The organism is Citrobacter sp. S39 (genome assembly GCF_009495675.1).
GTDB classification, from domain to species: domain Bacteria; phylum Pseudomonadota; class Gammaproteobacteria; order Enterobacterales; family Enterobacteriaceae; genus Citrobacter; species Citrobacter freundii.
Window position 1 is genome coordinate 4,604,238 of record NZ_CP045555.1, and the last position, 25,604, is coordinate 4,629,841.

The 25,604-nt window shown below is 53.8% G+C and carries 19 protein-coding genes and 1 pseudogene; 6 read left to right on the forward strand and 14 right to left on the reverse strand.

Annotation, left to right across the window (positions count from 1 at the left end; translation table 11 throughout):
• Positions 1-152: 152 nt before the first annotated feature.
• From secF to queA, 5 genes are read right to left on the reverse strand one after another with little or no spacing between them, the layout of a single operon-like run.
• Positions 153-1,124 (reverse strand): protein translocase subunit SecF, encoded by a 972-nt coding sequence (gene secF / locus GFB57_RS22035; RefSeq protein ID WP_003021550.1) that lies wholly within the window; start codon positions 1,122-1,124, stop codon positions 153-155.
• 10 nt (positions 1,125-1,134) lie between these two features.
• A complete protein-coding gene (gene secD, locus GFB57_RS22040; protein ID WP_003021547.1) occupies positions 1,135-2,982 on the reverse strand; it encodes a protein translocase subunit SecD in 1,848 nt (615 codons plus the stop codon).
• 27 nt (positions 2,983-3,009) lie between these two features.
• Positions 3,010-3,342, reverse strand: coding sequence for a preprotein translocase subunit YajC (gene yajC / locus GFB57_RS22045; protein WP_003021544.1), 333 nt, complete (start codon positions 3,340-3,342; stop codon positions 3,010-3,012).
• 22 nt (positions 3,343-3,364) lie between these two features.
• Entirely contained in the window at positions 3,365-4,492 is a 1,128-nt protein-coding gene (gene tgt, locus GFB57_RS22050) for a tRNA guanosine(34) transglycosylase Tgt (protein ID WP_003021535.1), read from the reverse strand.
• A 55-nt stretch (positions 4,493-4,547) separates the two neighbouring features.
• The gene (gene queA / locus GFB57_RS22055) at positions 4,548-5,618 is read right to left on the reverse strand and encodes a tRNA preQ1(34) S-adenosylmethionine ribosyltransferase-isomerase QueA (RefSeq protein WP_003021529.1); all 1,071 of its coding nucleotides are present in this window, start codon (positions 5,616-5,618) and stop codon (positions 4,548-4,550) included.
• 90 nt (positions 5,619-5,708) lie between these two features.
• Here queA and acpH point away from each other — a divergent pair, with 90 nt between their 5' ends.
• Both acpH and GFB57_RS22065 read left to right on the forward strand, forming a co-directional pair.
• Positions 5,709-6,290: an ACP phosphodiesterase gene (acpH, locus tag GFB57_RS22060; protein WP_003021527.1), complete on the forward strand. Its 582-nt coding sequence runs from the start codon at positions 5,709-5,711 to the stop codon at positions 6,288-6,290.
• A gap of 167 nt (positions 6,291-6,457) precedes the next feature.
• On the forward strand, positions 6,458-7,060 hold the full coding sequence (locus GFB57_RS22065) for a peroxiredoxin (RefSeq protein WP_003021524.1): 603 nt from the start codon (positions 6,458-6,460) through the stop codon (positions 7,058-7,060).
• Positions 7,061-7,181: 121 nt separating this feature from the next.
• On the opposite strand, the gene GFB57_RS22070 is transcribed toward GFB57_RS22065, so the two are convergent.
• From GFB57_RS22070 to GFB57_RS22080, 3 genes and pseudogenes are all read right to left on the reverse strand, one after another.
• The gene (locus GFB57_RS22070) at positions 7,182-9,050 is read right to left on the reverse strand and encodes an amidohydrolase (protein WP_003021520.1); all 1,869 of its coding nucleotides are present in this window, start codon (positions 9,048-9,050) and stop codon (positions 7,182-7,184) included.
• A 21-nt stretch (positions 9,051-9,071) separates the two neighbouring features.
• Positions 9,072-9,617, reverse strand: coding sequence for an antibiotic biosynthesis monooxygenase (locus GFB57_RS22075; RefSeq protein WP_003021516.1), 546 nt, complete (start codon positions 9,615-9,617; stop codon positions 9,072-9,074).
• A gap of 165 nt (positions 9,618-9,782) precedes the next feature.
• Positions 9,783-10,425, reverse strand: a pseudogene (locus tag GFB57_RS22080) (hydrolase).
• A 273-nt stretch (positions 10,426-10,698) separates the two neighbouring features.
• Between GFB57_RS22080 and GFB57_RS22085 the strand changes: the two are divergent.
• The gene (locus GFB57_RS22085; RefSeq protein WP_003021510.1) at positions 10,699-11,601 is read left to right on the forward strand and encodes a LysR family transcriptional regulator; all 903 of its coding nucleotides are present in this window, start codon (positions 10,699-10,701) and stop codon (positions 11,599-11,601) included.
• On the opposite strand, the gene malZ is transcribed toward GFB57_RS22085, so the two are convergent.
• The 5 genes from malZ to phoB form a co-directional block, all read right to left on the reverse strand.
• Positions 11,595-13,412 carry a maltodextrin glucosidase gene (gene malZ / locus GFB57_RS22090; protein ID WP_008320900.1) on the reverse strand — a complete coding sequence of 606 codons (1,818 nt, stop codon included), beginning with the start codon at positions 13,410-13,412 and terminating at the stop codon, positions 11,595-11,597. The two genes, GFB57_RS22085 and malZ, sit on opposite strands and share 7 nt — an antisense overlap.
• Positions 13,413-13,550: 138 nt before the next feature.
• The gene (gene proY, locus GFB57_RS22095; RefSeq protein WP_003021504.1) at positions 13,551-14,924 is read right to left on the reverse strand and encodes a proline-specific permease ProY; all 1,374 of its coding nucleotides are present in this window, start codon (positions 14,922-14,924) and stop codon (positions 13,551-13,553) included.
• A gap of 81 nt (positions 14,925-15,005) precedes the next feature.
• A complete protein-coding gene (brnQ, locus tag GFB57_RS22100) occupies positions 15,006-16,325 on the reverse strand; it encodes a branched-chain amino acid transporter carrier protein BrnQ (RefSeq protein ID WP_003021501.1) in 1,320 nt (439 codons plus the stop codon).
• 405 nt (positions 16,326-16,730) lie between these two features.
• Positions 16,731-18,026: a phosphate regulon sensor histidine kinase PhoR gene (gene phoR / locus GFB57_RS22105; protein WP_003021498.1), complete on the reverse strand. Its 1,296-nt coding sequence runs from the start codon at positions 18,024-18,026 to the stop codon at positions 16,731-16,733.
• 50 nt (positions 18,027-18,076) lie between these two features.
• A complete protein-coding gene (gene phoB / locus GFB57_RS22110) occupies positions 18,077-18,766 on the reverse strand; it encodes a phosphate response regulator transcription factor PhoB (RefSeq protein WP_003021496.1) in 690 nt (229 codons plus the stop codon).
• A gap of 190 nt (positions 18,767-18,956) precedes the next feature.
• On the opposite strand from phoB, the gene sbcD reads away from it, so the two are divergent.
• The 3 genes from sbcD (at position 18,957) to araJ (ending at position 24,664) form a co-directional block, all read left to right on the forward strand.
• Positions 18,957-20,159 carry an exonuclease subunit SbcD gene (sbcD, locus tag GFB57_RS22115; RefSeq protein ID WP_003021493.1) on the forward strand — a complete coding sequence of 401 codons (1,203 nt, stop codon included), beginning with the start codon at positions 18,957-18,959 and terminating at the stop codon, positions 20,157-20,159.
• Positions 20,156-23,299, forward strand: coding sequence for an exonuclease subunit SbcC (gene sbcC / locus GFB57_RS22120; protein WP_008320904.1), 3,144 nt, complete (start codon positions 20,156-20,158; stop codon positions 23,297-23,299). The genes sbcD and sbcC overlap by 4 nt, the downstream gene beginning before the upstream one ends.
• 192 nt (positions 23,300-23,491) lie before the next feature.
• Complete coding sequence (gene araJ, locus GFB57_RS22125; protein WP_003021486.1) at positions 23,492-24,664, forward strand: MFS transporter AraJ; 1,173 nt, start codon at positions 23,492-23,494, stop codon at positions 24,662-24,664.
• A gap of 7 nt (positions 24,665-24,671) precedes the next feature.
• Here the strand turns inward: araJ and mak are convergent, their stop codons facing one another.
• Positions 24,672-25,580, reverse strand: a complete 909-nt coding sequence (gene mak / locus GFB57_RS22130; RefSeq protein ID WP_003021482.1) for a fructokinase — start codon at positions 25,578-25,580, stop codon at positions 24,672-24,674.
• Positions 25,581-25,604 lie beyond the last annotated feature (24 nt).

Sequence of the window (25,604 nt, forward strand, 5' to 3'; positions counted from 1 at the left end):
TGGGTAATCTCAGAAGGACTATAAGACAGGGTTACTGACAGCATACTGTCAGTAGTGTGGCGACAGGAAAAGATAATTGCCTGTCGCTAATTCACAGGCAAAAAAAAATCCCGACCTTACGATCGGGATTCCAGTATCTTCACTCTTAATGGTTAAGGAAGAATCGACGGTTGATCCGCCCCTTCTTTCTCGACCTTCTGCTGCAGCATGTGCTCACGCTTCATACCCAGCTTCAGCGCCAGCGCCGATGCCACGTAGATAGAAGATGCGGTACCGATGGAAACACCGATCAGCATCGTCAGCGAGAAGCCTTCCAGTACCGGACCACCGAACAGGAACAGCATCAGAATAACCATCAACGTTGTACCGGACGTAATCAACGTACGGTGCAGCGTTTGAGTCAGTGACACGTTAAAGATTTCGTAAGGCGTACCGCGACGAATTTTGCGGAAGTTTTCACGAATACGGTCAGATACAACGATACTATCGTTCAGCGAGTAACCGATTACCGACATCAGTGATGCGACGATAGTCAGGTCAATCTCGATATGGAACAACGACAGGATCCCAAGTGTGATAATCACGTCGTGCGCCAGAGCGATAACCACCCCCGCCGCCAGTCGCCACTCAAAGCGGAAACCGACGTACACCAGGATGGAGATCAGCGCCGCCATCAGCGCCATCGCACCGGTTTGCGCCAGATCAGCCCCCACGCTCGGACCCACGAATTCAATTCGCTTCACCGCGGCGTTTTGGTTGGTGGATTCGTTAATCACACTCAACACTTTGCTGCCCAGCACCTGACCGCCGTCTGCACCTTCAGTTGGCGGCATACGTACCATAATGTCGTGGCTGCTGCCGAAGTTCTGCAGAAGCGGATCAACGAAGCCCGCTTTCTCCAGCGCATCGCGCATCACGTCCATATCGGCCGGTTTTTCCAGCGTGATTTCAATAACCGTACCACCGGTGAAATCGAGCCCCCAGTTAAACCCGCGTACGCCCATCACCACGATGGCCGCAATCAGCAGGAAACCTGAAATGCCGAAAGCCCAGTAGTCCCAGCGCATAAAGTCCCAGACTTTACGGCCGTGGTTTAATTGTTCAACAGTATATTCCTGTGCCACTTCGCACTCCTCAGATTGACAGCTTTTTGACGCGCTTGCCGCCATACAACAGGTTTACGATGGCACGTGTACCGACAATCGCGGTAAACATCGACGTCGCCACACCAATACCGGTAGTAATCGCGAACCCTTTAATTGCCCCGGTGCCAACTGCGTACAGGATGATGACCTTGATCAGCGTCGTAATGTTCGCATCAAAGATGGAGCTAAATGCGCCCGCATAACCTTCGTTGATGGCCTGCTGCACCGAACGCCCGTTACTCAACTCTTCTTTGATACGTTCGTTGATCAGTACGTTCGCATCGACCGCGACGGCAAGGGTTAAGACAATCCCCGCAATCCCCGGCATACTTAGCGTAGCGCCCGGCAGCAACGACATAATACCGACAATCAATACCAGGTTAGCAATCAGCGCACTGGTCGCAATCAGACCGAACTTCTTATAGAAGAAGATCATGAACAGGATAGACACCACCAGACCGGCCAGACACGCTTCCAGACCCTGTTTAATGTTCTGCATACCCAGGGTTGGGCCGATGGTACGTTCTTCCACAATCTGAATCGGCGCAATCAACGCACCGGCACGTAACAGCAGAGAAAGCTGACGCGCTTCGTTCGGGTTGTTGATACCGGTGATACGGAAGCTGTTACCCAGGCGAGACTGGATATTGGCAATGTTAATCACCTCTTCCTGTTTCACCAGTACTGCACGACCGTTAGCATCTTTCTTACCGCTGTCTTTGTACTCCACGAACAGGGTCGCCATCGGCTTACCGATGTTGTCCTTGGTGAAGTTGGACATGATGTTACCACCCGCGCTATCCAGCGAGATGTTAACCTGCGGCTGATTATATTCGTCCTGGCTGGAAGTGGAATCGGTGATATGGTCACCGGTCAGGATCACGCGCTTGTACAGCACAACAGGCTGACCTTCACGAGACTGTTTCACTTCCGAATCACCCGGAACACGACCCGATGCTGCAGCGGACTGGTCAACGTTGGTGTTTACCAGACGGAACTCCAGCGTCGCGGTTGCGCCCAGAATTTCTTTCGCACGCGCGGTATCCTGAATACCCGGCAGTTCGACCACGATGCGGTCAGCGCCCTGACGTTGTACCACCGGCTCAGCAACACCCAGTTGGTTAACACGATTACGCAGAATGTTGATGTTCTGCTGTACCGCGTACTCACGGGCTTCGCTCAGGCGCGCATCGGTCATTACAGCACGCAGTGCATTGCTGCCCTGGCTGGAAATAACCAGATCCTGGTGACGTTTGCTCAAGTAAGAGATAGCTTCATCACGGGCGCTGCTATCACGGAAAGTGATGCTCAGACCGTAGTTATCTTCTTTGCGAACGGTAGTATAAGGAATGCCTTTTTCACGCAGATCGCTGCGCAGGCTATCGATATTTTGTTCCTGCAACTTACTCAGCGCGGTATCCATATCCACTTCCATCAGGAAGTGAACACCGCCACGCAGGTCAAGGCCGAGTTTCATCGGTTCTGCATGAATGGCAGCCAGCCAGCGCGGGGTTGCCGGAGCAAGGTTAAGCGCCACGACGTACTGATCGCCCAGTACGCCCATTAATACTTCACGTGCGCGCAGTTGGGTATCAGTGGAGTCGAAGCGCGCGAGAATAGCACCCTCTTCCAGAGCCACAGACTTAGGTGTGATTTTATCTTCTTGTAACGTTTTCTGGACCTGGATCAGCGTTTGCTCACTGGCGGCGGCACCGCGCACGCCAGTGATTTGAACAGCCGGATCCTCACCATACAGGTTGGGAAGCGCATAGAGCAGACCGACGACAATCACGACGATCAGCATGACATACTTCCACAAAGGATAACGGTTTAACACGGCAGTTCCCTTTGGGAAAACAATAAATTACAGCGCCTTCATGGTGCCTTTCGGCAGAACGGCAGCTACGAAATCACGTTTAATAACCACTTCAGTGGTGTCGTTCAGCGCGATAGCGATGTAGCCAGATTCTGCTACTTTGGTCACGCGACCCACCAGACCACCGTTAGTCAGCACTTCATCGCCTTTAGCAATGGAGTTCATCAGATTTTTGTGTTCTTTGGTACGCTTTTGCTGCGGGCGCAGGATCATGAAGTAGAAAATCAGACCAAACACCACCAGCATCAGAATCAGAGACATCGGGCTGCCCTGCGCCGGAGCACCTGTTGCCGCTACCGCATCAGAAATAAAAAAGCTCATTCAAATTCCCTCATTATTAAAATTAATCAACGTTCACAGGTGGAACTGGTCTACCCTGACGTTGGTAAAAATCGGTCACGAAGCTCTCTAATTTACCCTCTTCAATAGCCTTGCGTAAACCCGCCATCAAACGCTGGTAGTAGCGAAGGTTATGAATCGTGTTGAGACGCGCGCCCAATATTTCGTTGCAACGGTCGAGATGATGCAAGTAAGCGCGCGAATAATTGCGACAGGTGTAGCAATCACACTCAGCATCGAGCGGACTGGTGTCGCTTTTATGTTTCGCGTTACGAATTTTTACCACGCCGTCAGTCACAAACAAATGACCATTACGGGCATTTCGCGTTGGCATCACACAGTCAAACATATCGATACCGCGACGCACGCCTTCAACCAGATCTTCTGGTTTACCGACGCCCATCAGGTAACGCGGTTTATCTGCCGGAATCTGCGGGCAAACATGTTCCAGAATGCGGTGCATATCTTCCTTCGGCTCACCGACAGCCAAACCGCCGACAGCGTAGCCATCAAAGCCGATATCTACCAGACCTTTGACGGAGATATCACGTAAATCTTCGTAAACACTGCCCTGAATGATGCCAAAAAGCGCATTTTTGTTGCCGAGGCTATCAAAACGGTCACGGCTGCGCTTCGCCCAACGCAGAGACATCTCCATCGAGCGTTTAGCATAGTCCCAGTCGGCCGGATACGGTGTACATTCGTCGAAGATCATCACGATATCGGAACCGAGATCGTATTGAATCTCCATCGACTTCTCGGGATCGAGGAAAATCGGATCGCCGTTGATCGGGTTACGGAAATGCACGCCTTGTTCGGTTATCTTCCGGATATCGCCCAGGCTGAACACCTGGAAGCCGCCGGAATCGGTGAGGATCGGCCCTTTCCACTGCATAAAATCGTGCAGATCGCCGTGCAGTTTCATGATTTCCTGCCCCGGGCGCAGCCACAGGTGGAAAGTGTTGCCGAGGATGATCTGTGCGCCGGTCGCTTCAACTTCTTCCGGCGTCATGCCTTTTACTGTGCCGTAAGTACCGACCGGCATAAAAGCAGGCGTTTCTACTACGCCACGATCAAAAACCAGGCGGCCGCGGCGAGCGCGACCGTCTGTGGTATCCAGTTCAAATTTCATCTTCACTCCTGCGTCAGAAAAACAGTCCGACGTTTTAAACACTCATGCCGGAAACTTATTCCCCGACACGCTCAGAAATAGCCTGCGGATTGTACGTGATAAACATCGCATCCCCGTAACTAAAAAAGCGATATTCCGCTTTTACCGCTTCATGATAGGCGTGCATGGTGTTTTTATAACCAGCAAATGCGGAAACCAGCATAATCAATGTCGATTCCGGCAGGTGGAAGTTGGTGACCAGAGCATCAATCACCTGATATTTATAGCCTGGATAAATAAAGATTTGTGTATCGCCGAAGAACGGCTCGATTAGATCGTTTTTGGCCGCCTGCGCCGCACTTTCCAGTGAACGTACGGAGGTGGTGCCCACCGCAATCACGCGGTTACCGCGCGCTTTCGCCGCCAGCACCGCATCCACCACATCCTGCGGCACTTCCGCATATTCGGAGTGCATAATGTGGTCTTCAATAGTGTCTACGCGCACCGGCTGGAAAGTACCCGCTCCAACGTGCAGGGTGACGAACGCCATTTCAATGCCTTTATCGCGCAGTTTAGCCAGCAGCGGATCGTCAAAATGCAGACCCGCGGTCGGCGCAGCGACGGCACCCGGTTTTTCGCTGTACACGGTCTGGTACAGCTCGCGGTCGGCGTCTTCATCCGGACGGTCGATATACGGCGGCAACGGCATATGGCCAATCGCGTTGAGGATATCCAGCACGCTGCGTTCGTCGTTAAACTCAACTTCAAACAGCGCGTCATGGCGCGCCACCATCGTTGCTTTAATGCTTTCGTCATCGCCCAGCAGCAGCTCGGCGCCCGGTTTCGGCGCTTTCGAGGCACGAATATGCGCCAGAATACGTTTGTCATCCAGCATACGCTCGACCAGCACTTCAATTTTACCGCCGCTGGCTTTACGACCAAACAGACGCGCAGGAATGACGCGGGTGTTGTTAAAGACCAGCAAATCGCCAGGGTTGAGCTTATCGAGCAAATCGGTGAAAGTACCGTGCGTCAGCGCGCCCGTCGGCCCGTCCAAAGACAGCAAGCGACAGCTACTGCGCTCAGCTTGCGGATAGTGGGCAATCAGGGATTCGGGTAGTTCAAAGGTGAAATCGGTAACGCGCATGACACTGACTCAGACTAAAATAAGAGGCGGGTAGTCTAGTGCCGGGGCGTTCTCCCTGCAACCTTTACCCCTCTGGATAAACATTTAACTATGAATTTTCTTGCACATTTGCATCTCGCTCACCTTGCCGACAGTTCGCTTTCCGGCAATCTGCTGGCCGATTTTGTCCGGGGTAATCCGGAAACGCACTACTCGCCTGATGTGGTAGAAGGCATCTTCATGCATCGTCGTATCGACGTGATGACAGATAACCTGCCGCAGGTGCGTGAAGCCAAAGAATGGTTTCGTAGCGAAACGCGCCGCGTCGCGCCGATTACGCTGGATGTCATGTGGGATCATTTTCTGTCGCGCCACTGGTCGGAGATCTCCCCTGACTTACCGCTGACGGACTTTGTGCGCTATGCCCGTACCCAGGTAACCACTATTTTGCCGGAATCGCCGCCACGCTTTATCAATCTGAATAACTATATATGGTCAGAGAAATGGCTTGAGCGCTACCGGGACATGGATTTTATCCAGAACGTCCTGAACGGCATGGCCAGCCGCCGTCCACGGCTCGATGCCCTACGCGACTCATGGTATGACCTCAATACGCATTACGATGCGTTAGAAGAACGATTCTGGCAGTTTTATCCGCAAATGATGGACCAGGCGCGGCGTAAAACCCTTTGATTGCAACCCGCATTCCCCGCCGGATAAGCCGTAGCCGTCATCCGGCAAAAGATTGATAGACAAAACCTGTCTCATTGATTGCCAGCGCCTCTTTGTCTTATTCACGAACACTCTCTATACTGGCCCGCGTTGCGTTCCAAAACCCCTTAACATTGCAGGAGAATTATATGGTACTGGTAACTCGTCAGGCTCCGGATTTCACAGCAGCTGCGGTACTGGGTAGCGGTGAGATCGTTGAAAACTTCAACTTCAAACAGCATACCAACGGTAAAACTACCGTTCTGTTCTTCTGGCCGATGGACTTCACCTTCGTTTGCCCGTCTGAACTGATCGCATTCGACAAACGTTACGAAGAATTCCAGAAGCGCGGCGTTGAAGTTGTTGGCGTTTCCTTCGACTCTGAATTTGTCCACAACGCATGGCGTAACACCCCTGTCGACAAAGGCGGCATCGGTGCAGTGAAATACGCAATGGTTGCTGACATTAAACGCGAAATCCAGAAAGCCTACGGCATCGAGCACCCGGAAGCTGGCGTTGCTCTGCGCGGTTCTTTCCTGATCGACGCTAACGGCGTTGTTCGCCACCAGGTGGTTAACGATCTGCCGCTGGGCCGCAACATCGACGAAATGCTGCGCATGGTTGACGCGCTGCAGTTCCACGAAGAGCACGGCGACGTATGCCCGGCACAGTGGGAAAAAGGTAAAGAAGGTATGAACGCGTCTCCGGACGGCGTAGCAAAATACCTGACCGAGAACGTTTCCAGCCTGTAATTGGCATGAATCGACAAAAGGCCCGCTAGTGCGGGCCTTTTTTATTGTTCGTAGGTCAGGTAGGTGATTGCGTCACTCTCTGTAAGTATCACCAGCGACAATACGCTTATCCAAACCACAATTAAAACGCGAAGCAGGAACAGCCAAGCGCGCCCCAGAAAGCCCGGTCATCTGACACCGGAATGCCTGATTGACGCGCAATATCATGCTGATGACCGTGTACGCCACAGCTACCACAGCACTGATGCATCTGCACCATTGCGCCAATTTTTGCCGCAGCAGGCGGCGCTGAGCGATAGTGCCCCGGCACCTTCACCACCGGCGACCAGTCCGGCACAACCGGGATGGCTGGCGGTGCCAGCGGGGTGAAATGCCCTGCCGCATACACGACTTTGCCATCGACAATGGTCATCACTGACTCAATGCCTTTGATCTCTTCTTCCGCCACGTTGAAGTAATCTTTAGACAGCACCACCAGGTCGGCCAGTTGATCTTTCTCGATTCGCCCTTTCTTACCCTGCTCGCTGGAGAACCAGGCGCTGCCAGCGGTCCACAGTTCCAGCGCCACGTCGCGCGGCAAGCGGTTGTTATCATCGTACATCGCCATACCGCCAACGGTGCGGCCCGAAACCAGCCAATAGAGCGCGGTCCACGGGTTGTAGCTAGCCACACGGGTGGCGTCAGTCCCCAGCCCTACCGGAACTTCAGCCGCCAGCATTTTCGCCACCGGCGGCGTGTGTTTGACCGCATCTTTGCCATAACGATCGACAAAATATTCGCCCTGGAACGCCATTCGGTGCTGAACAGCAATCCCGCCGCCCAGCGCTTTAACGCGCTCGATATTCCGTTCAGTAATGGTTTCGGCATGATCGAAGAACCAGTGCAGGCCATTGAACGGGATATCACGATTCACCTTCTCAAACACGTCCAGCATGCGGCTGATAGATTCATCGTAGGTGGCGTGCAGGCGGAACGGCCAGCGGTGCTCCACCAGGTGTCGCACCACGCGCTCCAGCTCATCTTCCATACCCTCCGGCAGGTCCGGGCGCGGCTGGAGAAAATCTTCAAAATCCGCTGCCGAAAAGACCAGCATTTCCCCGGCCCCATTGGCGCGGTAGAAGTCGGTCCCCTGCCCCGGTTTGAGCATATCGGTCCAACGTTCAAAGTCTTCCAGTTCCTGTTTTGGACGCTGGGTAAACAGGTTGTAGGCAATACGCACCGTCATCTGCTTGTTGGCGTGTAACTGCTCAATAATCTCGTAATCTTCCGGATAGTTCTGGAAGCCGCCGCCCGCATCGATGGCACTGGTAAGTCCCAGACGGTTCAGTTCACGCATAAACTGGCGGGTCGAGTTAACCTGCATTTCCAGCGGCAGTTTTGGTCCTTTTGCCAGCGTCGAATAAAGGATCATGGCGTTTGGTTTAGCGATCAACATCCCGGTCGGGTTGCCGTTGCTATCACGCACAATCTCACCGCCCGCCGGATCCGGCGTCGCTTTGGTGTAGCCGACGGCTTTCAGCGCAGCGCGGTTCAGCAAAGCCCGGTCATAGAGATGCAGAACAAAAACCGGGGTATCCGGAGCAGCTTCATTCAGTTCTTCCAGGGTTGGCATGCGACGTTCGGCAAACTGGAATTCGCTCCAGCCGCCCACCACGCGTACCCATTGCGGCGACGGCGTTCTGTCCGCCTGGTCTTTGAGCATACGTAGGGCGTCCGCCAGCGACGGCACGCCTTCCCAACGTAATTCCAGGTTGTAATTCAGTCCACCACGAATAAGGTGCAGGTGCGAATCGTTCAGGCCCGGGATCACCGTATGTCCTTGCAGATCGACAACCTGCGTCCCTTCGGCAGCAAAGCTCATTACCCGCTCGTGGCTACCGGTCGCCAGGATCTTTCCGTTGGCAATCGCCACCGCCTCGACCTGCGGGCGTTGCCTATCGAGAGTATGAATTTTTCCGTGAGTCAGAATCAGTGTGGCAGTTTGAGACATAACAATCTCCTGAGATACCGGTCAGGCTTTTTTCAGCCATCCGGCAAACAGACGGGTTACGATGGGCATCCAGAACCAGACCACCAGCGCAACCACACAGGCATCATTGATGAGATGCAGGAGTAACGAGCCCTTCATTGCAGGCAGCACAATGCCGGTCAACCACGGCACCAGATTGGTGCTAGGAAATATCACCAGCAGGGTTATCAGAAACTGTTTCCAGCGTTTGGGCTGGCGTACATGTGGCGCTGGCGGCGTAAACCAGAATGCCGCTTCGGTACGAATTTCGGTTTTATCACCTTCCGCCAGCAGTGGGACGATCTCTTCCACCAACACGCGGCGTGTATCAGACTGGGTCCAGTTATACAGATGCTCAAGCGTGTCGAAGCGAATGATGATATTCCACAGGTTGTCGCCATCCGCAGGGCGAATCACGTTCGCTCCGAGATGACCGGGAAACTCGGCCGCTACCGGCATGATTTTCCCCAGCCACTGCTCATACCGCTGCGCCTGCTCAGGCAGCAGGGTGTGGGTAATCACCAACGTCACATGTTTGTTCTGCGCCATGAAGGGTTCCTTGTTGAGAGGAAACAGGCCGCTTAGGCCAGGAAAGCAATACACAAAACCATTCATGGTGCATCGAGGTTGTGGTTCCCCGGGAGCTTACATAAGTAAGTGACCGGGGTACGCAAGCGAAGCCAACAAAGATGCAGTATGAAGGATGGCGTGTATTTAGGCTTTACGTTCTGGCGCGCCATGCACCATGGTATAGGCATAATCCACGCCCATACCGTAGGCACCGCTGTGCTCACGTACCAGATCCATGACGGCGTCGTAGGTTTCTTTGCGAGACCAGTCGCGCTGGTACTCGAGAAGAACCTGTTGCCAGGTTACAGGTACGGCACCTGCCTGTACCATGCGGTCGATAGAACGCTCATGGGCATCCACGGACGTGCCGCCGGAAGTGTCGGTCACCACATATACTTCGTAACCCGCTTCCAGCGCCATCAGTGCCGGGAAAGTCAGGCATACTTCGGTCCACAGCGCGGAGATAATCAGTTTTTTACGCCCAGTCGCTTCCACGGCCTTCACAAACGCCGCATCTTCCCAGGAGTTCATCGAGGTGCGTTCAATGGGTTTTACATCAGGATGAACCGCTAACAATTCTGGCCAGATATATCCGCTAAAACTTTTCGTTTCAACAGAAGTATAAATCACCGGAACATTGAATATTTTTCCCGGCTTTCGCTAATGCCACGGTATTATTTTTTAAAGTCTGGCGATCGATATTCGCTACACCAAATGACATTTGCGGCTGATGATCAATAAAAATAAGCGTAGAGTTTTGAGGGTCAATCAGTTCCCGAATAGACATATCACACCTTCTTAATCAATAAGTTAAAAGGCAACGGTCTGTATCTGCCGTCAGCAGCAGGATCCTGAATCAGAAAGCTTGTTGAGTATAGCGGGAAATTTCTAACGAGTTATTAAAGAAAACTTACCATCCTGTGAAACTATTAATTCTGTGTTGAGATATATCCTAAACAACATCAAAAAAATGCGCATGATTCATCTAATTTATTCACTGGCATTGTTTTTCTTCATTCGGTACAACAGAAGGGTTTAATTTTCAGGATCTTTTCTGCTTATGCGCATTAATCTGGATGTTTTGCTTATTCTCGACGCACTCGACAAACAGGGTTCATTTGCCGCGGCGGCCGAATCGCTGTTTAAAACGCCTGCGGCACTCAGCTATATGATTCAAAAGCTGGAAAGCGACCTGAATATCGAGTTGCTTGACCGTTCCGGACACCGGGCTAAATTTACCGACACCGGACAGATGATGCTGGAAAAGGGACGTTTATTGCTAAGTGCGGCAAAAGATCTCGAAAAACAGGCGGTACAGCTGAGTTCAGGCTGGGAAAAAGAGCTGGCGATTGCGCTGGACGACTCCTTTCCTTTCGCCTCGCTGTTACCCATTATCGATGAATTTCACGCGCTGAATAAGCAAACCCGCCTCAGTTTTACCCATCATACGCTGGCGGGTTCCTGGGAAGAACTGACCCATAATGGAGCAGATATTATTCTGGGGGCGATTAATGAACCACCAACGTCAGCGGCCTGGTCCTACAAAATGCTCGGTACATTGGACAATGTGTTTGTCGTTGCGCCTGAGCATCCGCTGGCCGCAGCACCTGATGGCCTGACCAACGAGCAGTTGTGCCTGCATCGGGCGATTATTATCAGCGACAGCGCCCGCTTCTGCCATCCGTTACAAACTAATCTGATGGAGGAGCAGGCGCAGATCCGTGTCGATGACTTCCACAGTAAAGTGATGCTACTGCGAGCCGGCATGGGCTGCGGATTTCTCCCCCGCCATATTGCCAGCCCGTGGCTTGCTACGGGCGAGCTGGTGGAAAAAACGGTTATCTCATTTCGCCAAAAAGACGTGGCCTATATGGCATGGCGTAATAACCGTGATGGGCTGGCGCAGCGCTGGTGGCGAGACGCGCTGCTGGCAAGCCCGGCGATTGCGCACTTATATCAATGACCTGACCATACCGAGGCGGAAATCGCCGGCAACGTCAGGATATCGTCGGCAAGCACACCTTTGCCTTCTTTGTGCTGCCAATGACTCACGCTCAGTAATGGCGAGGCTGGCAGGACCACTTCACAAGCCTGGCCACGGTTAATCGCCACTAACACGCGCTGGCGGTTTAGCACCCGTACAAACACCACCACGTTATCCTCGGCGTAAATCACCTGACAACCACCGTGGCGTAGCGCCTGGCTCTGGTGGCGTAATTTTGCCAGCCGCTGGTACAACGCCAGCAGGTTAGCGTCCTGTTTTTCAGGCTGCCATGGGAAAGGTTTGCGGCAAAACGGATCGTTTTTGCCATCCAGCCCCACTTCGTCGCCGTAGTAAATACAGGGCACGCCAGGCCAGGTAAATAGCCACACCACCGCCAGCGGTAAACGTGCGACGTCTTTACCGAGCAGAGACTTAAAGCGAGCGGTATCGTGGCTGTCGAGCTGGTTAAACATGCGCAATTGCTGTTGATGCGACAACCCCGCGCGGTAGTTATCCATCCACGCCATACAGGTCTGGGCGTCAATGGATTGTGGGTCGTATGAAATATCGGTATTGGCGAGGAATCCCCAGAGAGGGAAAGTAAAGCCGCGATAGTTCATGGCGGCATCTTCCGCGTCGGCCTGCAACCACTGGCGCGCATCGCCAAAATGTTCACCCACCACATACGCCTCTGGCTGGGTTTCTTTAGCCGCCTGCGTAATGCCGGCCACGTGTTGTAGGTTGTTACGTGCGCCTCCTGCCTCTCCCAGCATGTGCACCACATCAAGACGCCAGCCGTCCATACTCCACGGCGCTTTCAGCCAGTGACGGACGATACTGTCTTCGCCGCGATAAATTTCATTTACCAGGCTTTCCGAAGAAAAGTCCAGCTTGGGCAGGCTGGAATACCCCAGCCAGTCGAGCGCAACGCCGTCGGCTGAGAAATGATACCAGTCGCGCCAGGGGGATTCTGGGTTATGGCACGCCCCATCCGTTCCCCTACTATGCCGGTCAAACCAGGCGTGCGAATCGCCGCTATGGTTAAAAACACCGTCCAGAATCAAGCGCATGCCCTGCTGTTGGGTGTTGTGCCGCAGGCGCAGCAGCGCAGTGTCGCCGCCAAATTGCGGATCAACATGACGGTAATCTTCGGTATCGTATTTATGCACGCTCGGCGCGGTAAACACAGGATTCAGGTACAGCGCCGTGACCCCTAACGTTTTCAGGTACGGTAGCTTTTCGCTGATGCCGTCCAAATCACCGCCATAGAACGTGGAGCCACCGGCCTGAGCCGTAAGCGGTTCGTCCCATTCGCGCCGCACGATGTCGTGCCCGGCCGCGTGATGGTAATAGACGTTATCCTGGCCCGCTTCACGCGACTGGCTGCGGGCAAAACGGTCCGGGAATATTTGGTAAAAGACCTGGTCAGCGACCCACTGCGGACCGTTATCCGGCACATCGACGGCAAACTGCTCCAGACGCGCAGGCGGAAAACGGCTGAATCCCTGTGGGGTGAACCACAACTGACGATCGAGCCAAAGTAATTTAAAGCTATAGCGTCGACGAGGCTGCCCGCTGGAGAGATCAATCGCCGCTCGCCACGCGGTCACACCCGGCTGCGGCTGGCTGCGCTGCTTGTGCATAGCCAGCGAAATCTCTTCGTTATCGTTTTCTGCGCGTAGCGTCACCCGCTGGGGTGGATTTTCCCCCGCCAGCCATAATGTAATCGTCAGTTGATCTTTGTTTTGCTTAACAAATGGGGCAACCGGAAGGTGCCAGGCGTTCAACATCACGTATCCCCTTTGATGATAATGACGTCACCTTGCCATAGCGAAGTGCAGGATCACTCATCATCTTAACGTTTATTGGGGGAGGAGTTCGGGGGAGGAGAAAATTGCCGGGTAACGCAAAGCTACCCGGCAAAAATATTACTGTGCTTCAGCCAGTTGGCGCTCGCGACGGCGCTTGAATCCCCAGCCGACCAGCAGCAGGACAATCCACGCAAAGCCGACGTACAGCGAAATGCGGGTATCCGGATGATAGCCGATAAGCGCGATGATAAAGACCAGGAAAATCAGACCAACAACGGTCGTCGTTACCCCACCCGGTACTTTAAATTTCAGCGCTTTGACCTCTTCTGGCGGCAGACGACGACGGAAAGCAATCTGCGACAGCAGGATCATAATCCACACCCAAACCGTGGCGAACGTTGCCAAAGAGGCGATCACCAGGAAGACGTTTTCCGGCATGATGTAGTTAAGATAAACCGCAAACAGCAGCGCGATGGTCATCACCATCACCGTAACCCACGGCACGCCACGACGCGACGTCTTGGCAAACATTTTTGGGGCACTGCCCTGTTCCGCCATGCCGTGTAGCATACGTCCCACACCGAAGACGTCAGAGTTAATTGCCGACAGCGACGCAGTCAGAACCACAAAGTTGAGGATCCCGGCAGCAAAGGTAATGCCCATATGCTGGAACGTCATAACGAACGGGCTACCGTCGGTACCCACCTGGTTCCACGGGTAGATAGACATAATGACGAACAACGTCCCCACATAAAACACCAGGATACGCATTGGTACGGAATTGATAGCGCGCGGAATAGATTTTTCCGGGTCTTTGGCTTCGCCTGCGGTAATCCCGATAATCTCAATCCCGCCGTAAGCGAACATCACCATTTGCAGCGACATCACCATGCCGAGCCAGCCGTTGCTGAAGAAGCCACCGTTGCTCCATAAGTTATGGATACCGGTCGGTTGCCCGCCGTTGCCAATCCCCCAAATGATGATACCGAAACCAGCGACAATCATGATGATAATGGTGGCGACTTTGAAGAACGAGAACCAGAACTCCAGCTCGCCAAACACCTTCACGCTCATCAGGTTGATGGCGCAGATAATCAGCACTACGCTGAGTACCCAAATCCAGTGCGGTACGGCCGGGAACCAGACGCCCATGTAAATACCAAAGGCAGTCACATCGGCAATGGCGACAATCAGGATTTCAAAACAATAGGTCCAGCCGGTGATATAGCCTGCCAGCGGTCCGAGGTTTTCCTGCGCATAGCGCGAGAAGGAGCTGGCTGCAGGGTTATGAACAGACATTTCGCCCAGCGCGCGCATAATAATATACGCCGCTACGCCGCCGATAATATAGGCCAGCAACACGCTTGGCCCCGCCATTTTGATGGCATCGGCAGAGCCATAGAACAGCCCGGTACCAATTGCTGAACCTAATGCCATAAAGCGGATGTGCCGGGTGCTCAGCCCACGCTTTAGCTTGTTATTACTTTCCATCGATTCCTAACCTGTTAACACAATAAAAAAACCACGGGGCCATGTTAATAGCCCCGTGGTTAAAACTTATTGTCAGTGATATTAGTGTGCGCTGGAGGTCACTTGTCGACCCGCGGCGCGATCCCAGATAACTGCCAGGACCACCATCACGACTGTTGGCATCAACCACGCCAGCCCCTGCTCCGCCAGCGGTAAACGCTGGGTCCAGGCCGGTAACACGTCGCCAATTGCAGAAGCTTTAATGCCATCAAGGATACCAAAAATCAGGCTGATAAACATCGCAGGTGCAATGACGCGGGAAGAATTATGCCACCATGAGCGGGTAAAGCTTAATACAACCAGTGCGATACATGGCGGATAGATAGCCGTCAGCACCGGAATAGAGATCTGAATCAGATGGCTCAGACCCAGGTTAGAAACCACCATCGAGAAGCCGCCGAGGATAAATACCAGCGTACGATAAGACAGTGGAACGTACTGGGCAAAGAACTCTGCGCACGCACAGGTCAAGCCAACCGCGGTGACCAGACAGGCGATGAAAATCAGCGCCGCCAGCAGGAAGCTTCCTGCACCGCCAAAGGTGTGCTGAACATACGCATGCAGAATCGCCGCGCCGTTAGCAGACTGATCGACCAGAATCGCGCTATCTGAACCCAGACGGAACAGCGCGAGATACAGCAGCGTTAAGCCCACACCCGCCATTAAACCCGCCCAAACGGTGTAACGGGTCAGCAGACGTGCTTCAGTAACACCACGCGAGCGAGCGGCGTTAACGATAACAATACCAAACACCATCGCGCCCAGCGTATCCATGGTCAGATACCCGTTCACGAAACCATTAGAAAATGCCGCAGTTTGGTAGGCTTCCATCGCATTACTGATCGGGCCTGCTGGCCAGACGATTGCGGCGACAGACAGAACAACCAGCGCCAGGATTTTCAGCGGCGCCAGGAAATTACCCACCGTATCCAGCAGTTTGCCCGGATACAGCGAAACCAGAATCACAATCGCGAAATAGATAACGCTATAGATAAACAGCGGCAGCGCAGAGTCACCGGTCAGCGGTGCAATCCCGACTTCGAAAGAGACCGTCGCGGTACGCGGGGTAGCAAATAACGGCCCAACGGCCAGATAGCAAACAGTCGCCAGTAGCAGACCAGCAACTTTACCGATAGGTGTGCTCAGTCGGTCCACACCACCACCGACTTTCGCCAGCGCGACAACGGTAAGTACCGGCAGGCCAACGGCGGTAATCAAAAAGCCAAAAGCCGCAGTCCAGACGTGTTCACCTGCCTGCAAACCAACCATTGGGGGGAAGATGATGTTACCTGCACCAACGAACAGTGCAAATGTCATAAATCCCAAAGCGATAATATCGCGCGATTTTAACTGATGGGTCATAAAGTCTTACTGCCTGTGGATGTGGTGTTGAAAATAGTAAATTTTTGCCTTTCCCTGGGGGACAATACAGCGGCATTTTTGCTCAATTCCAGCGGGAAACACTCCCGACCTGGCGCGGCGAAGAATAGTTTTTCGATTTACCGCGTAAATGCAGTCGGTATGACAGCACCTGGAGCGCAATTTAAACGCTTATAACGTTTTAAAGCAAGGTGGGATCCAAAAACCAGAACAATATAACGATATGAAAAATGGGGTTAGCACAAAACACCATTTCATGGAAAAAGGTATGGGTAATAGTTCGAACAAAAAACAATCAAACGTCGTAAAATTCAGGAGTCATATATTGACCGCATAGAAAAAGCCAGCTTGTGCTGGCTTTTGGAAAGATAATCTTACGAATGTGCTTTAACCGTTACTTTTGGCAATCAAACGTTCCGGGATCACGAAACTAAATCGCGTCCCTTTGCCTGGTTCGCTTTCGATATTCAAACGGCTGTCGTGATGATGCAGCGCATGTTTCACGATGGCAAGGCCCAACCCGCTACCGCCCGTTTGCCGCGATCGCGCCTTATCTACCCGATAAAAACGCTCGGTCAAACGTGGAATATGCTCGGCGGCAATGCCTGGACCGTTGTCTTCCACACAAAATTCCGCCCCCGAGACCACATGCTGCCAGCGTACGGTAATGTGCGTTCCCGCTGGTGTGTGGTTCACCGCGTTGTACACGAGATTCGAGATAGCGCTACGCAACTGCTCCTCGTTGCCCCGCACGTTCAGGCTGTTATCGACATCAAAGGTAAAAGTATGTTTATGCTGGCTCAGGGTTTGCGCTTCGTGCTCGATCACGCGCAGCATCATGGGCACATCGACTTTCTCATTCAGTTGCAACGTCGGAGCAGCTTCAATTTTTGACAGCGTCAGCAGCTGCTTCACCAGGCCTTCCATACGGTACGTTTGTTCGCGCATGGTATGCAGCGCTTTTTCGCGCGTTGTCCCTTCCAGCGGATGCTCCTGCATCATTTCCAGATAACCTTGCAGCACCGTCAGCGGTGTGCGCAGCTCATGGCTGGCGTTGGCGAAAAAGTTTCGCCGTGAACCTTCCAGTTGGTGCATCTGGGTAACGTCGCGCGCCACCATCAGCAGTTGCTTATCCGTGTAGGGCATCACGCGAATTTCCAGATGCCGTCCGGTATTGAGCACCAGATTGATAGGCCGGCTAAAGTCGCGCGTTTTCAGATATTGTGTGAATTCCGGGTATCGCAACAGGTTAAGAATATTTTGCCCGCTATCATCCGGCCAGCGCAGTCCCAGAACCTGCTGAGCCAGTCCGTTACACCAGAAGATACCGCCTTCTTCGGTGGTCAACACCACCGCGTCGGGTAGTGATTCCGCCCCGCTGCGAAAACGTTTGATCAGGTTACCCAGTTCTCGACGGCGCTTTTTGTTGCGCAGCTGCATTTGATGCAGCCCATATAACAACGGTTCCCAACTGCCTCGCCCCGGCGGCGGCGTCATGCTTCTGTCGACCCATAGCCACCAGGACAAACGTAATAGATTCCAGAAATGCCAGATAAGCAGGCCCGTTACCGACGCCAGTAAAAACCAGGGCAGGTAACCGAAAAAAGCGCTAAGGATAAATGCCGGTATGCAGCACAGGATCAGCTCCAGTACCAACCTTTTCCATGACAATCGTTCTAGCAAACGTCTTACTCCATAAACGGCCTAATCCATCAGGCCCTGATTCTTGTCAGTCAGAAGCGGGTCGAAAAACGATATCCCGTCCCGCGAACTGTCTGCACCATTCGATCGTGTCCGCTGTGCTCCAGTGCTTTACGTAAGCGGCGGATATGCACATCCACTGTCCGGTCTTCCACGTAGACATTGGTTCCCCAGACATGATTAAGGAGTTGTTCCCGGCTGTAGACGCGCTCAGGGTGGGTCATAAAGAAGTGCAACAGTTTGAATTCAGTCGGCCCCATATCCAGCGGATCCTCGCCGGTCATCACGCGATGCGAGGTCGGATCAAGGCTTAGCCCCTGCATCTCAATAACCTCTTCCACCGCCATCGGTGAAATACGACGCAGAACCGCTTTAATACGCGCCACCAGCTCCTTGGGAGAAAACGGCTTGGTAATATAATCATCCGCACCGGTTTCCAGACCCCGGACGCGGTCTTCCTCTTCACCTCTCGCCGTCAGCATCATCACGGGGATATCCCGCGTCATGGCTTCGCGCTTGAGATGTTTAATAAATTGCAGACCCGAGCCGCCGGGAAGCATCCAGTCAAGCAGGACGAGATCCGGCCAGGGTTCATTGAGTTGGTTCACAGCACTGTCATAGTCTTCGGCTTCTACGGGTTGAAAACCGTTTTGCTCGAGCACGAAGCAGACCATTTCACGAATTGGAGCTTCATCTTCTACGACCAGAATACGTCTCGCCATGATTTGCCCTGTTTATAATTAAATCGTTTGCCATCAATACGGTGCCATTATGCGTCAGTTTTATGACAGATTTATGAAAAGATAGCCTAGGTTTAACGCAGCCCGGCGAAATATGACAGCCCGGAGACAAGATATTACCGTCCTTGAAAGGTTATAATCCCCACCACTGTTTTATCGTCATGGAACTCTTATGCGCATCCTTCACACGTCTGACTGGCATCTGGGCCAAAATTTCTACAGCAAGAGCCGCGCCGCTGAACATCAGGCCTTTCTCGACTGGCTGCTGGAAACGGCACAATCCCATCAGGTGGATGCCATTATTGTGGCGGGTGATATTTTCGATACCGGCTCACCGCCAAGCTACGCCCGTGAGCTGTATAACCGTTTTGTCGTTAATTTACAGCAAACCGGGTGTCATCTGGTGGTGCTGGCAGGCAACCACGACTCCGTCGCCACACTCAATGAATCCCGCGATATACTGGCGTTTCTCAACACCACGGTCGTTGCCAGCGCCGGCCATGCGCCGCAGATTCTGCCGCAACGTGACGGCACGCCGGGGGCAATTCTGTGCCCGGTTCCTTTTTTACGTCCACGCGACATCATTACCAGCCAGGCCGGGCTAACCGGGCAAGAAAAACAGCAACATTTGCTGTCAGCCATCACCGACTATTACCAGCAGCAGTATCAGGATGCCCGCACGCTGCGTGGTGATCAGAATCTGCCCATCATCGCGACCGGGCATTTGACCACCGTCGGCGCCAGTAAAAGTGACGCCGTCCGTGACATTTATATCGGTACGCTGGACGCCTTCCCTGCACAAAACTTCCCTCCGGCGGACTACATCGCGCTGGGCCATATTCACCGGGCGCAGGTTATCGGTGGCACGGAGCATATTCGCTACTGCGGCTCGCCGATTGCGCTCAGTTTTGACGAGTGCGGCAAAAGCAAATGCGTGCATCTGGTGAGCTTTGAAGCAGGGAAACTCAACGCCGTCGAGAATCTCACCGTACCGGTCACCCAGCCGCTTGCGGTACTGAAAGGCGATCTCGCCGCCATTACCGCCCAGCTTGAGCAGTGGCGCAACGTACAGCAAGAGCCGCCTGTGTGGCTGGATATTGAAATTACCACCGATGACTATCTGCATGATATGCAGCGTAAAATCCAGGCCTTGACCGAAGATTTACCGGTAGAGGTGTTATTGGTGCGCCGCAGTCGGGAACAGCGCGAACGTATTATGGCCAATGAACGTCGTGAAACATTAAGCGAGCTGAGCGTGGCGGAGGTTTTTGACCGCCGCCTGGCGCTGGAAGAACTCGAAGAACCGCAGCGCGAGCGGCTTAATCAGCTGTTTAGCGCAACCGTACAGACGCTTGCCGGGGAGGCTGAAGCATGAAAATTCTCAGCCTGCGCCTGAAAAACCTCAACTCCCTGAAGGGAGAATGGAAAGTCGATTTCACGGCAGAACCTTTTGCCAGCAACGGGCTGTTCGCCATCACCGGGCCCACAGGCGCGGGGAAAACCACCCTGCTGGACGCAATTTGCCTTGCGCTGTACCACGAAACGCCGCGCCTGAATACTGTGTCACAGTCGCAAAACGACCTGATGACCCGCGACACAGCGGAGTGTCTGGCCGAGGTGGAATTTGAGGTGCGGGGCGAAGCCTACCGCGCATTCTGGAGCCAGAACCGGGCACGCAACCAGCCTGAGGGCAACCTGCAAGTCCCGCGCGTAGAGCTGGCCCGCTGCGCCGACGGTAAAATCCTCGCCGATAAAGTCAAAGACAAGCTGGAGATGACCGCCGAGCTTACCGGGCTGGATTACGGTCGTTTTACCCGTTCCATGCTGCTCTCTCAGGGCCAGTTTGCCGCATTTCTCAATGCCAAACCAAAAGAGCGCGCCGAGCTGCTCGAAGAGTTAACCGGTACTGAGATCTACGGTCAAATCTCCGCCATGGTGTTTGAAAAGCACAAATCAGCGCGTACGGAGCTGGAAAAACTGCAGGCCCAGGCCAGCGGCGTGGCGCTGTTAGCGCCAGAGCAGGTGCAATCTCTGACAGAAAGTTTGCAGGTACTTACTGACGAAGAAAAACAATACCTTACCAGCCAACAAACCCAGCAACAGCACCTCAACTGGCTCATTCGGCAAAATGAGCTACAAACGGATATAAACCATCACCAGCATGCATTACAGGCAGCGCTTCAGGCGCAAGAAGACGCGCAGCCGCAGTTGGCGGCACTGAGTCTGGCACTGCCGGCCAGGGCGTTACGCCCGCACTGGGAGCGAATTCAGGAACAAACGGCTACTATCGAGCGTACGCGCCAGAAGATTCAGGAAGTGAATGCTCGCTTACAAAGCAGCTTAACGCTGCGCGGGCGTATTCGTCAGCAGGCGCAAATGCAGTCGACCTTGATGCTAGCCGAACAACAGACGTTAACCGACTGGCTTAATGAGCATGATCGCTTCCGCTTATGGAGTAGCGAACTGGCAGGATGGAAAGCGCTGCTGGCTCAACAGTCCGACGCCAGCACCCAGCTACGCCAATGGCAGCAGCTGCGAGAGAACGACACGCGTAAGCTCAATGCACTAACGCTTCCCGCGCTGACCCTTTCGCCGCAGGAGGTAACGGATGCGCTAGCGCAACATGTGCAGCTTCGCCCGTTACGCCAGCGGCTGAGCAATTTACACGGGCAAATCACCCCAAAGCAAAAACAACTGGCACAGTTACGCGCCACGCTTGTACAGCGTCAACAAGAGTTGACCCAGCGCAACGCGGTGCTTGCCGAAAAACGTCAGCGCTATAAAGATAAAAATCAGCAACTTACTGATGTGAGAGTCATTTGCGAGCAAGAAGCCCGCATCAAAGATCTGGAAAGCCAACGGGCATTGTTGCAATCCGGCATGCCTTGTCCGCTATGCGGCTCCACCGCACATCCGGCGATTGAACGCTATCAAACGCTCGAACTGAGCGTGAATCAGACGCGGCGTGAGGCACTGGAAAAAGAGGTCAAAACACTGGCCGATGAGGGTTCAACGTTACGCGGCCAGCTTGAGGCGATAACCCAGCAACTTCAGCGGGATGAACGCGAAGCACAGACGCTTTCTCAGGAGGAGCAAGCACTTACTCAAGAATGGCTGACCGTCACCGCCAGCCTCAACGTCACGCTGCAACCGCAGGATGACATTGCCCCGTGGCTGGCCGCTCAGGAAGAGTACGAACAACAGCTTCACCAGTTGAGCCTGCGTCATACCTTGCAGGCGCAAATCACCGCGCATACCGAGCAGATTACCCAGCTCCAGTTGCATATTGACCAGCGCCAGGCGACGCTAACCGCCGAGCTTTCCCGTTATGGTCTGGCCCTTCCGCCTGAGGATGACGTCGCCTCATGGCTAAGCGAACGGGCGAACGAAGCACGAATGTGGCAACAGCGTCAGAATGAACTGACCGAGTTACAGGCCCGGATTGCCCAGCTTGCGCCGCTGCTGGAAACGCTGCCTGAAACCGAGGCGCTTTCTGAAAACATTGAGGATTTGTCGCTGGAAAACTGGCGTCAGGTGCACGACGATTGCCTCTCTTTACAGGGACAGTGGCAAACCTTGCAACAGCAGGAGGCGCAGGACGTTCAGCGCGCCGCGGAAATCCAGGCGCAGTTTGATGCCGTATTAAAGGCCAGCATCTTTGCCGATCGCGACGCCTTTATTGCCGCCCTGCTGGACGAAGAGACCTTTAATCGCCTGGAGCAGTTGAAGCAATCACTGGAAGGCCAGCGACAGCAGGCGCAAACGCTGGTTAATCAGGCCCAGCAGGCACTGGCGGCTCATCAACAGCAGCAACCAACAGAAGTGGATCTCACGCTGACGGCGCAGCATCTGCACGACGCGCTGGCGCAGCTCACCCAACTGCTACGCGATAATACTACTCGTCAGGGCGAAATTCGCCAGCAGCTCAAACAAGATGCTGAAAACCGCCAGCAGCAGCAGGCGCTGATGCAGGAGATTGAAAAAGTCGCGCAGCAGGTCGAAGACTGGGGGTATTTGAATGCGCTGATCGGCTCGAAAGAGGGAGATAAGTTCCGCAAATTTGCCCAGGGGCTGACGCTGGATAACCTCGTCTGGCTTGCCAACAACCAGTTAACCCGTCTGCACGGTCGCTATTTGTTGCAGCGCAAGGCCAGCGAAGCGTTAGAGCTGGAAGTGGTTGATACCTGGCAGGCCGATGCCGTACGTGATACGCGTACGCTTTCCGGCGGCGAGAGCTTCCTCGTGAGTCTGGCGCTGGCGCTGGCATTATCTGATCTGGTCAGCCACAAAACGCGGATTGACTCCCTGTTCCTCGACGAAGGTTTCGGCACGCTGGACAGCGAAACGCTGGATACCGCCCTAGACGCGCTGGATGCGCTCAACGCTACCGGTAAAACCATTGGCGTCATCAGCCACGTTGAAGCGATGAAAGAGCGCATTCCGGTACAGATCAAAGTGAAAAAAATCAACGGTCTGGGCTACAGCAAACTCGACAAAATGTTTGCGGTGGAGTAATCGGCCAGCGGATGTGGTGTCACAGGCCGGATAAGCGCTAACGCTATCCGGCACGCTAGGTAGCACAATATTGCATACTCAGGGACGGATATGAAATGGCATTCCACTTCACTTATCCGCAAGCTATCGCTATTGGCGGCGAACATTCGTCGCTATGACGCATATCCTGCGTCTTTCTTGTTGGCAGGTGGTATGAAAAAAGTCATTTTCTCTTTAGCGCTCGGAACATTTGGGCTGGGCATGGCCGAGTTTGGCGTCATGGGTGTCCTCACTGAGCTGGCGCGGGACGTGGGAATTTCCATTCCTGCCGCTGGCCATATGATTTCGTTTTACGCCTTTGGCGTAGTGCTGGGCGCGCCCATTATTGCGCTCTTTTCCAATCGCTTTTCGCTCAAACATATTTTGCTGTTTCTGGTCACCCTGTGCGTGATTGGCAACGCCATCTTCACCCTCTCTTCCTCGTATTTTATGCTGGCGGTGGGCAGGCTGGTTTCCGGCTTCCCTCATGGCGCATTTTTCGGCGTGGGCGCGATTATCCTGTCGAAGCTGGCCCGTCCGGGAAAAGTCACTGCCGCCGTCGCGGGCATGATTTCGGGGATGACCGTTGCCAATCTGGTTGGCATTCCCGTCGGCACCTGGCTAAGCCAGGAATTTAGCTGGCGCTACACGTTTCTGCTGATAGCCGTCTTTAATATCGCCGTAATAGTCTCGGTCGCTTTTTGGGTCCCCAACATTAGCGATGAGGCAAAAGGGAAACTGCGCGAACAATTTCACTTTTTGAAAAGCCCCGCCCCGTGGTTCATTTTTTCCGCCACCATGTTTGGGAACGCCGGGGTTTTCGCCTGGTTCAGCTACGTCAAACCGTACATGATGTATATCTCCGGCTTCTCCGAGGCGCTAATGACCTTCATCATGATGCTGGTGGGATTGGGAATGGTGTTGGGAAATCTGCTAAGCGGTAGGCTGTCAGGCCGTTATACGCCGCTGCGAATTGCGGTAATAACCGACTTCGTCATTGTGCTGGCTCTGCTGCTGCTCTTTGCCTTTGGCGGCATCAAAGCCGCGTCGCTGACCTTCGCTTTCATTTGCTGCGCGGGTCTGTTTGCTCTGTCGGCGCCGTTGCAAATTTTGCTGCTGCAAAATGCTAAAGGGGGAGAACTACTGGGCGCGGCTGGCGGGCAAATTGCCTTCAATCTCGGCAGCGCGATTGGCGCGTACTGCGGTGGCATGATGCTGACGCTGGGATTTACCTACAACTACGTGACGCTGCCGGCTGCACTGCTGTCGTTTTCTGCGATGTCCTCGCTGCTGCTCTATGGTCGCCTGAAGCGCGGCGTGCAACAACAGGTTGCACCCGCGACATAACAACCGTTTATACGTGCGGCCACAGCCAGGCCGCACCGCGCACGCCGCTGGAGTCACCGTGCAACGCCTGGCGTAGAGGCGTTTCACACTCGCCGCCAAAAACAAATTGCTTCATCAACGTCGGAACGTTTTGATACAGTCGATCGACATTGCTCATTCCGCCACCCAGCACAATGACGTCCGGATCGAGAATATTCACCACATGTGCCAGTGATTTCGCCAGACGAAGCTCATAGCGGCTCAACGCTTGCTCCGCAAGAGTATCCTGCGCATTAACAAGGCTGATAATTTCACTGCCTTTGAGCGGCTTACCGCTCAGGCGCTGGTAGTCGGTGGCAAAACCGGTCCCGGAAATGAAGGTTTCAATGCAGCCTTGTTTGCCGCAATAACAAGGTACTTCCTGTCGAAAACGCAGCTCATCTTCGTCCATCCACGGCAGCGGATTATGCCCCCACTCCCCTGCGGTACCGTTACCGCCGGTGTGTGCCCGACCATTCAGCGCCACGCCTGCGCCACATCCGGTGCCTATAATCACCGCAAACACGGTTTGCGCCCCCGCCGCCGCACCATCCACCGCTTCAGAAACCGCCAGACAGTTGGCATCATTTGCCAACCGCACTTCGCGATTCAGACGCGCACTCAGGTCTTTGTCAAAAGGTTGCCCGTTAAGCCAGGTCGAGTTGGCATTCTTTACCACCCCGGTGTAGGGCGAGATTGAACCGGGAATGCCCATTCCAACGGTTCCCGTCTGCCCGGTGGCGTTTTCCGCCATCTCCACCAGCATGGCGATGGTTTCTATCGTTTGCCGATAATCATCACGCGGCGTGGGCAGGCGATGGCGAAAAAGCTGTTCGCCCGCATCGCCAAGTGCAATAACTTCCGTTTTCGTACCGCCCAAATCGATACCTATACGCACTGTTTGCTCCTCTTCCCGATTAAC

Coding starts and splice junctions, on each gene's coding strand:
- queA (WP_003021529.1), bottom strand. CDS start 5,618: ATGCGCGTTACCGATTTCACCTTTGAACTACCCGAATCCCTGATTGCC.
- proY (WP_003021504.1), bottom strand. CDS start 14,924: ATGGAAAGTAATAACAAGCTAAAGCGTGGGCTGAGCACCCGGCACATC.
- araJ (WP_003021486.1), top strand. CDS start 23,492: ATGAAAAAAGTCATTTTCTCTTTAGCGCTCGGAACATTTGGGCTGGGC.
- GFB57_RS22065 (WP_003021524.1), top strand. CDS start 6,458: ATGGTACTGGTAACTCGTCAGGCTCCGGATTTCACAGCAGCTGCGGTA.
- brnQ (WP_003021501.1), bottom strand. CDS start 16,325: ATGACCCATCAGTTAAAATCGCGCGATATTATCGCTTTGGGATTTATG.
- tgt (WP_003021535.1), bottom strand. CDS start 4,492: ATGAAATTTGAACTGGATACCACAGACGGTCGCGCTCGCCGCGGCCGC.
- GFB57_RS22085 (WP_003021510.1), top strand. CDS start 10,699: ATGCGCATTAATCTGGATGTTTTGCTTATTCTCGACGCACTCGACAAA.
- sbcD (WP_003021493.1), top strand. CDS start 18,957: ATGCGCATCCTTCACACGTCTGACTGGCATCTGGGCCAAAATTTCTAC.
- GFB57_RS22075 (WP_003021516.1), bottom strand. CDS start 9,617: ATGGCGCAGAACAAACATGTGACGTTGGTGATTACCCACACCCTGCTG.
- GFB57_RS22070 (WP_003021520.1), bottom strand. CDS start 9,050: ATGTCTCAAACTGCCACACTGATTCTGACTCACGGAAAAATTCATACT.
- yajC (WP_003021544.1), bottom strand. CDS start 3,342: ATGAGCTTTTTTATTTCTGATGCGGTAGCGGCAACAGGTGCTCCGGCG.
- acpH (WP_003021527.1), top strand. CDS start 5,709: ATGAATTTTCTTGCACATTTGCATCTCGCTCACCTTGCCGACAGTTCG.
- malZ (WP_008320900.1), bottom strand. CDS start 13,412: ATGTTGAACGCCTGGCACCTTCCGGTTGCCCCATTTGTTAAGCAAAAC.
- phoB (WP_003021496.1), bottom strand. CDS start 18,766: ATGGCGAGACGTATTCTGGTCGTAGAAGATGAAGCTCCAATTCGTGAA.
- sbcC (WP_008320904.1), top strand. CDS start 20,156: ATGAAAATTCTCAGCCTGCGCCTGAAAAACCTCAACTCCCTGAAGGGA.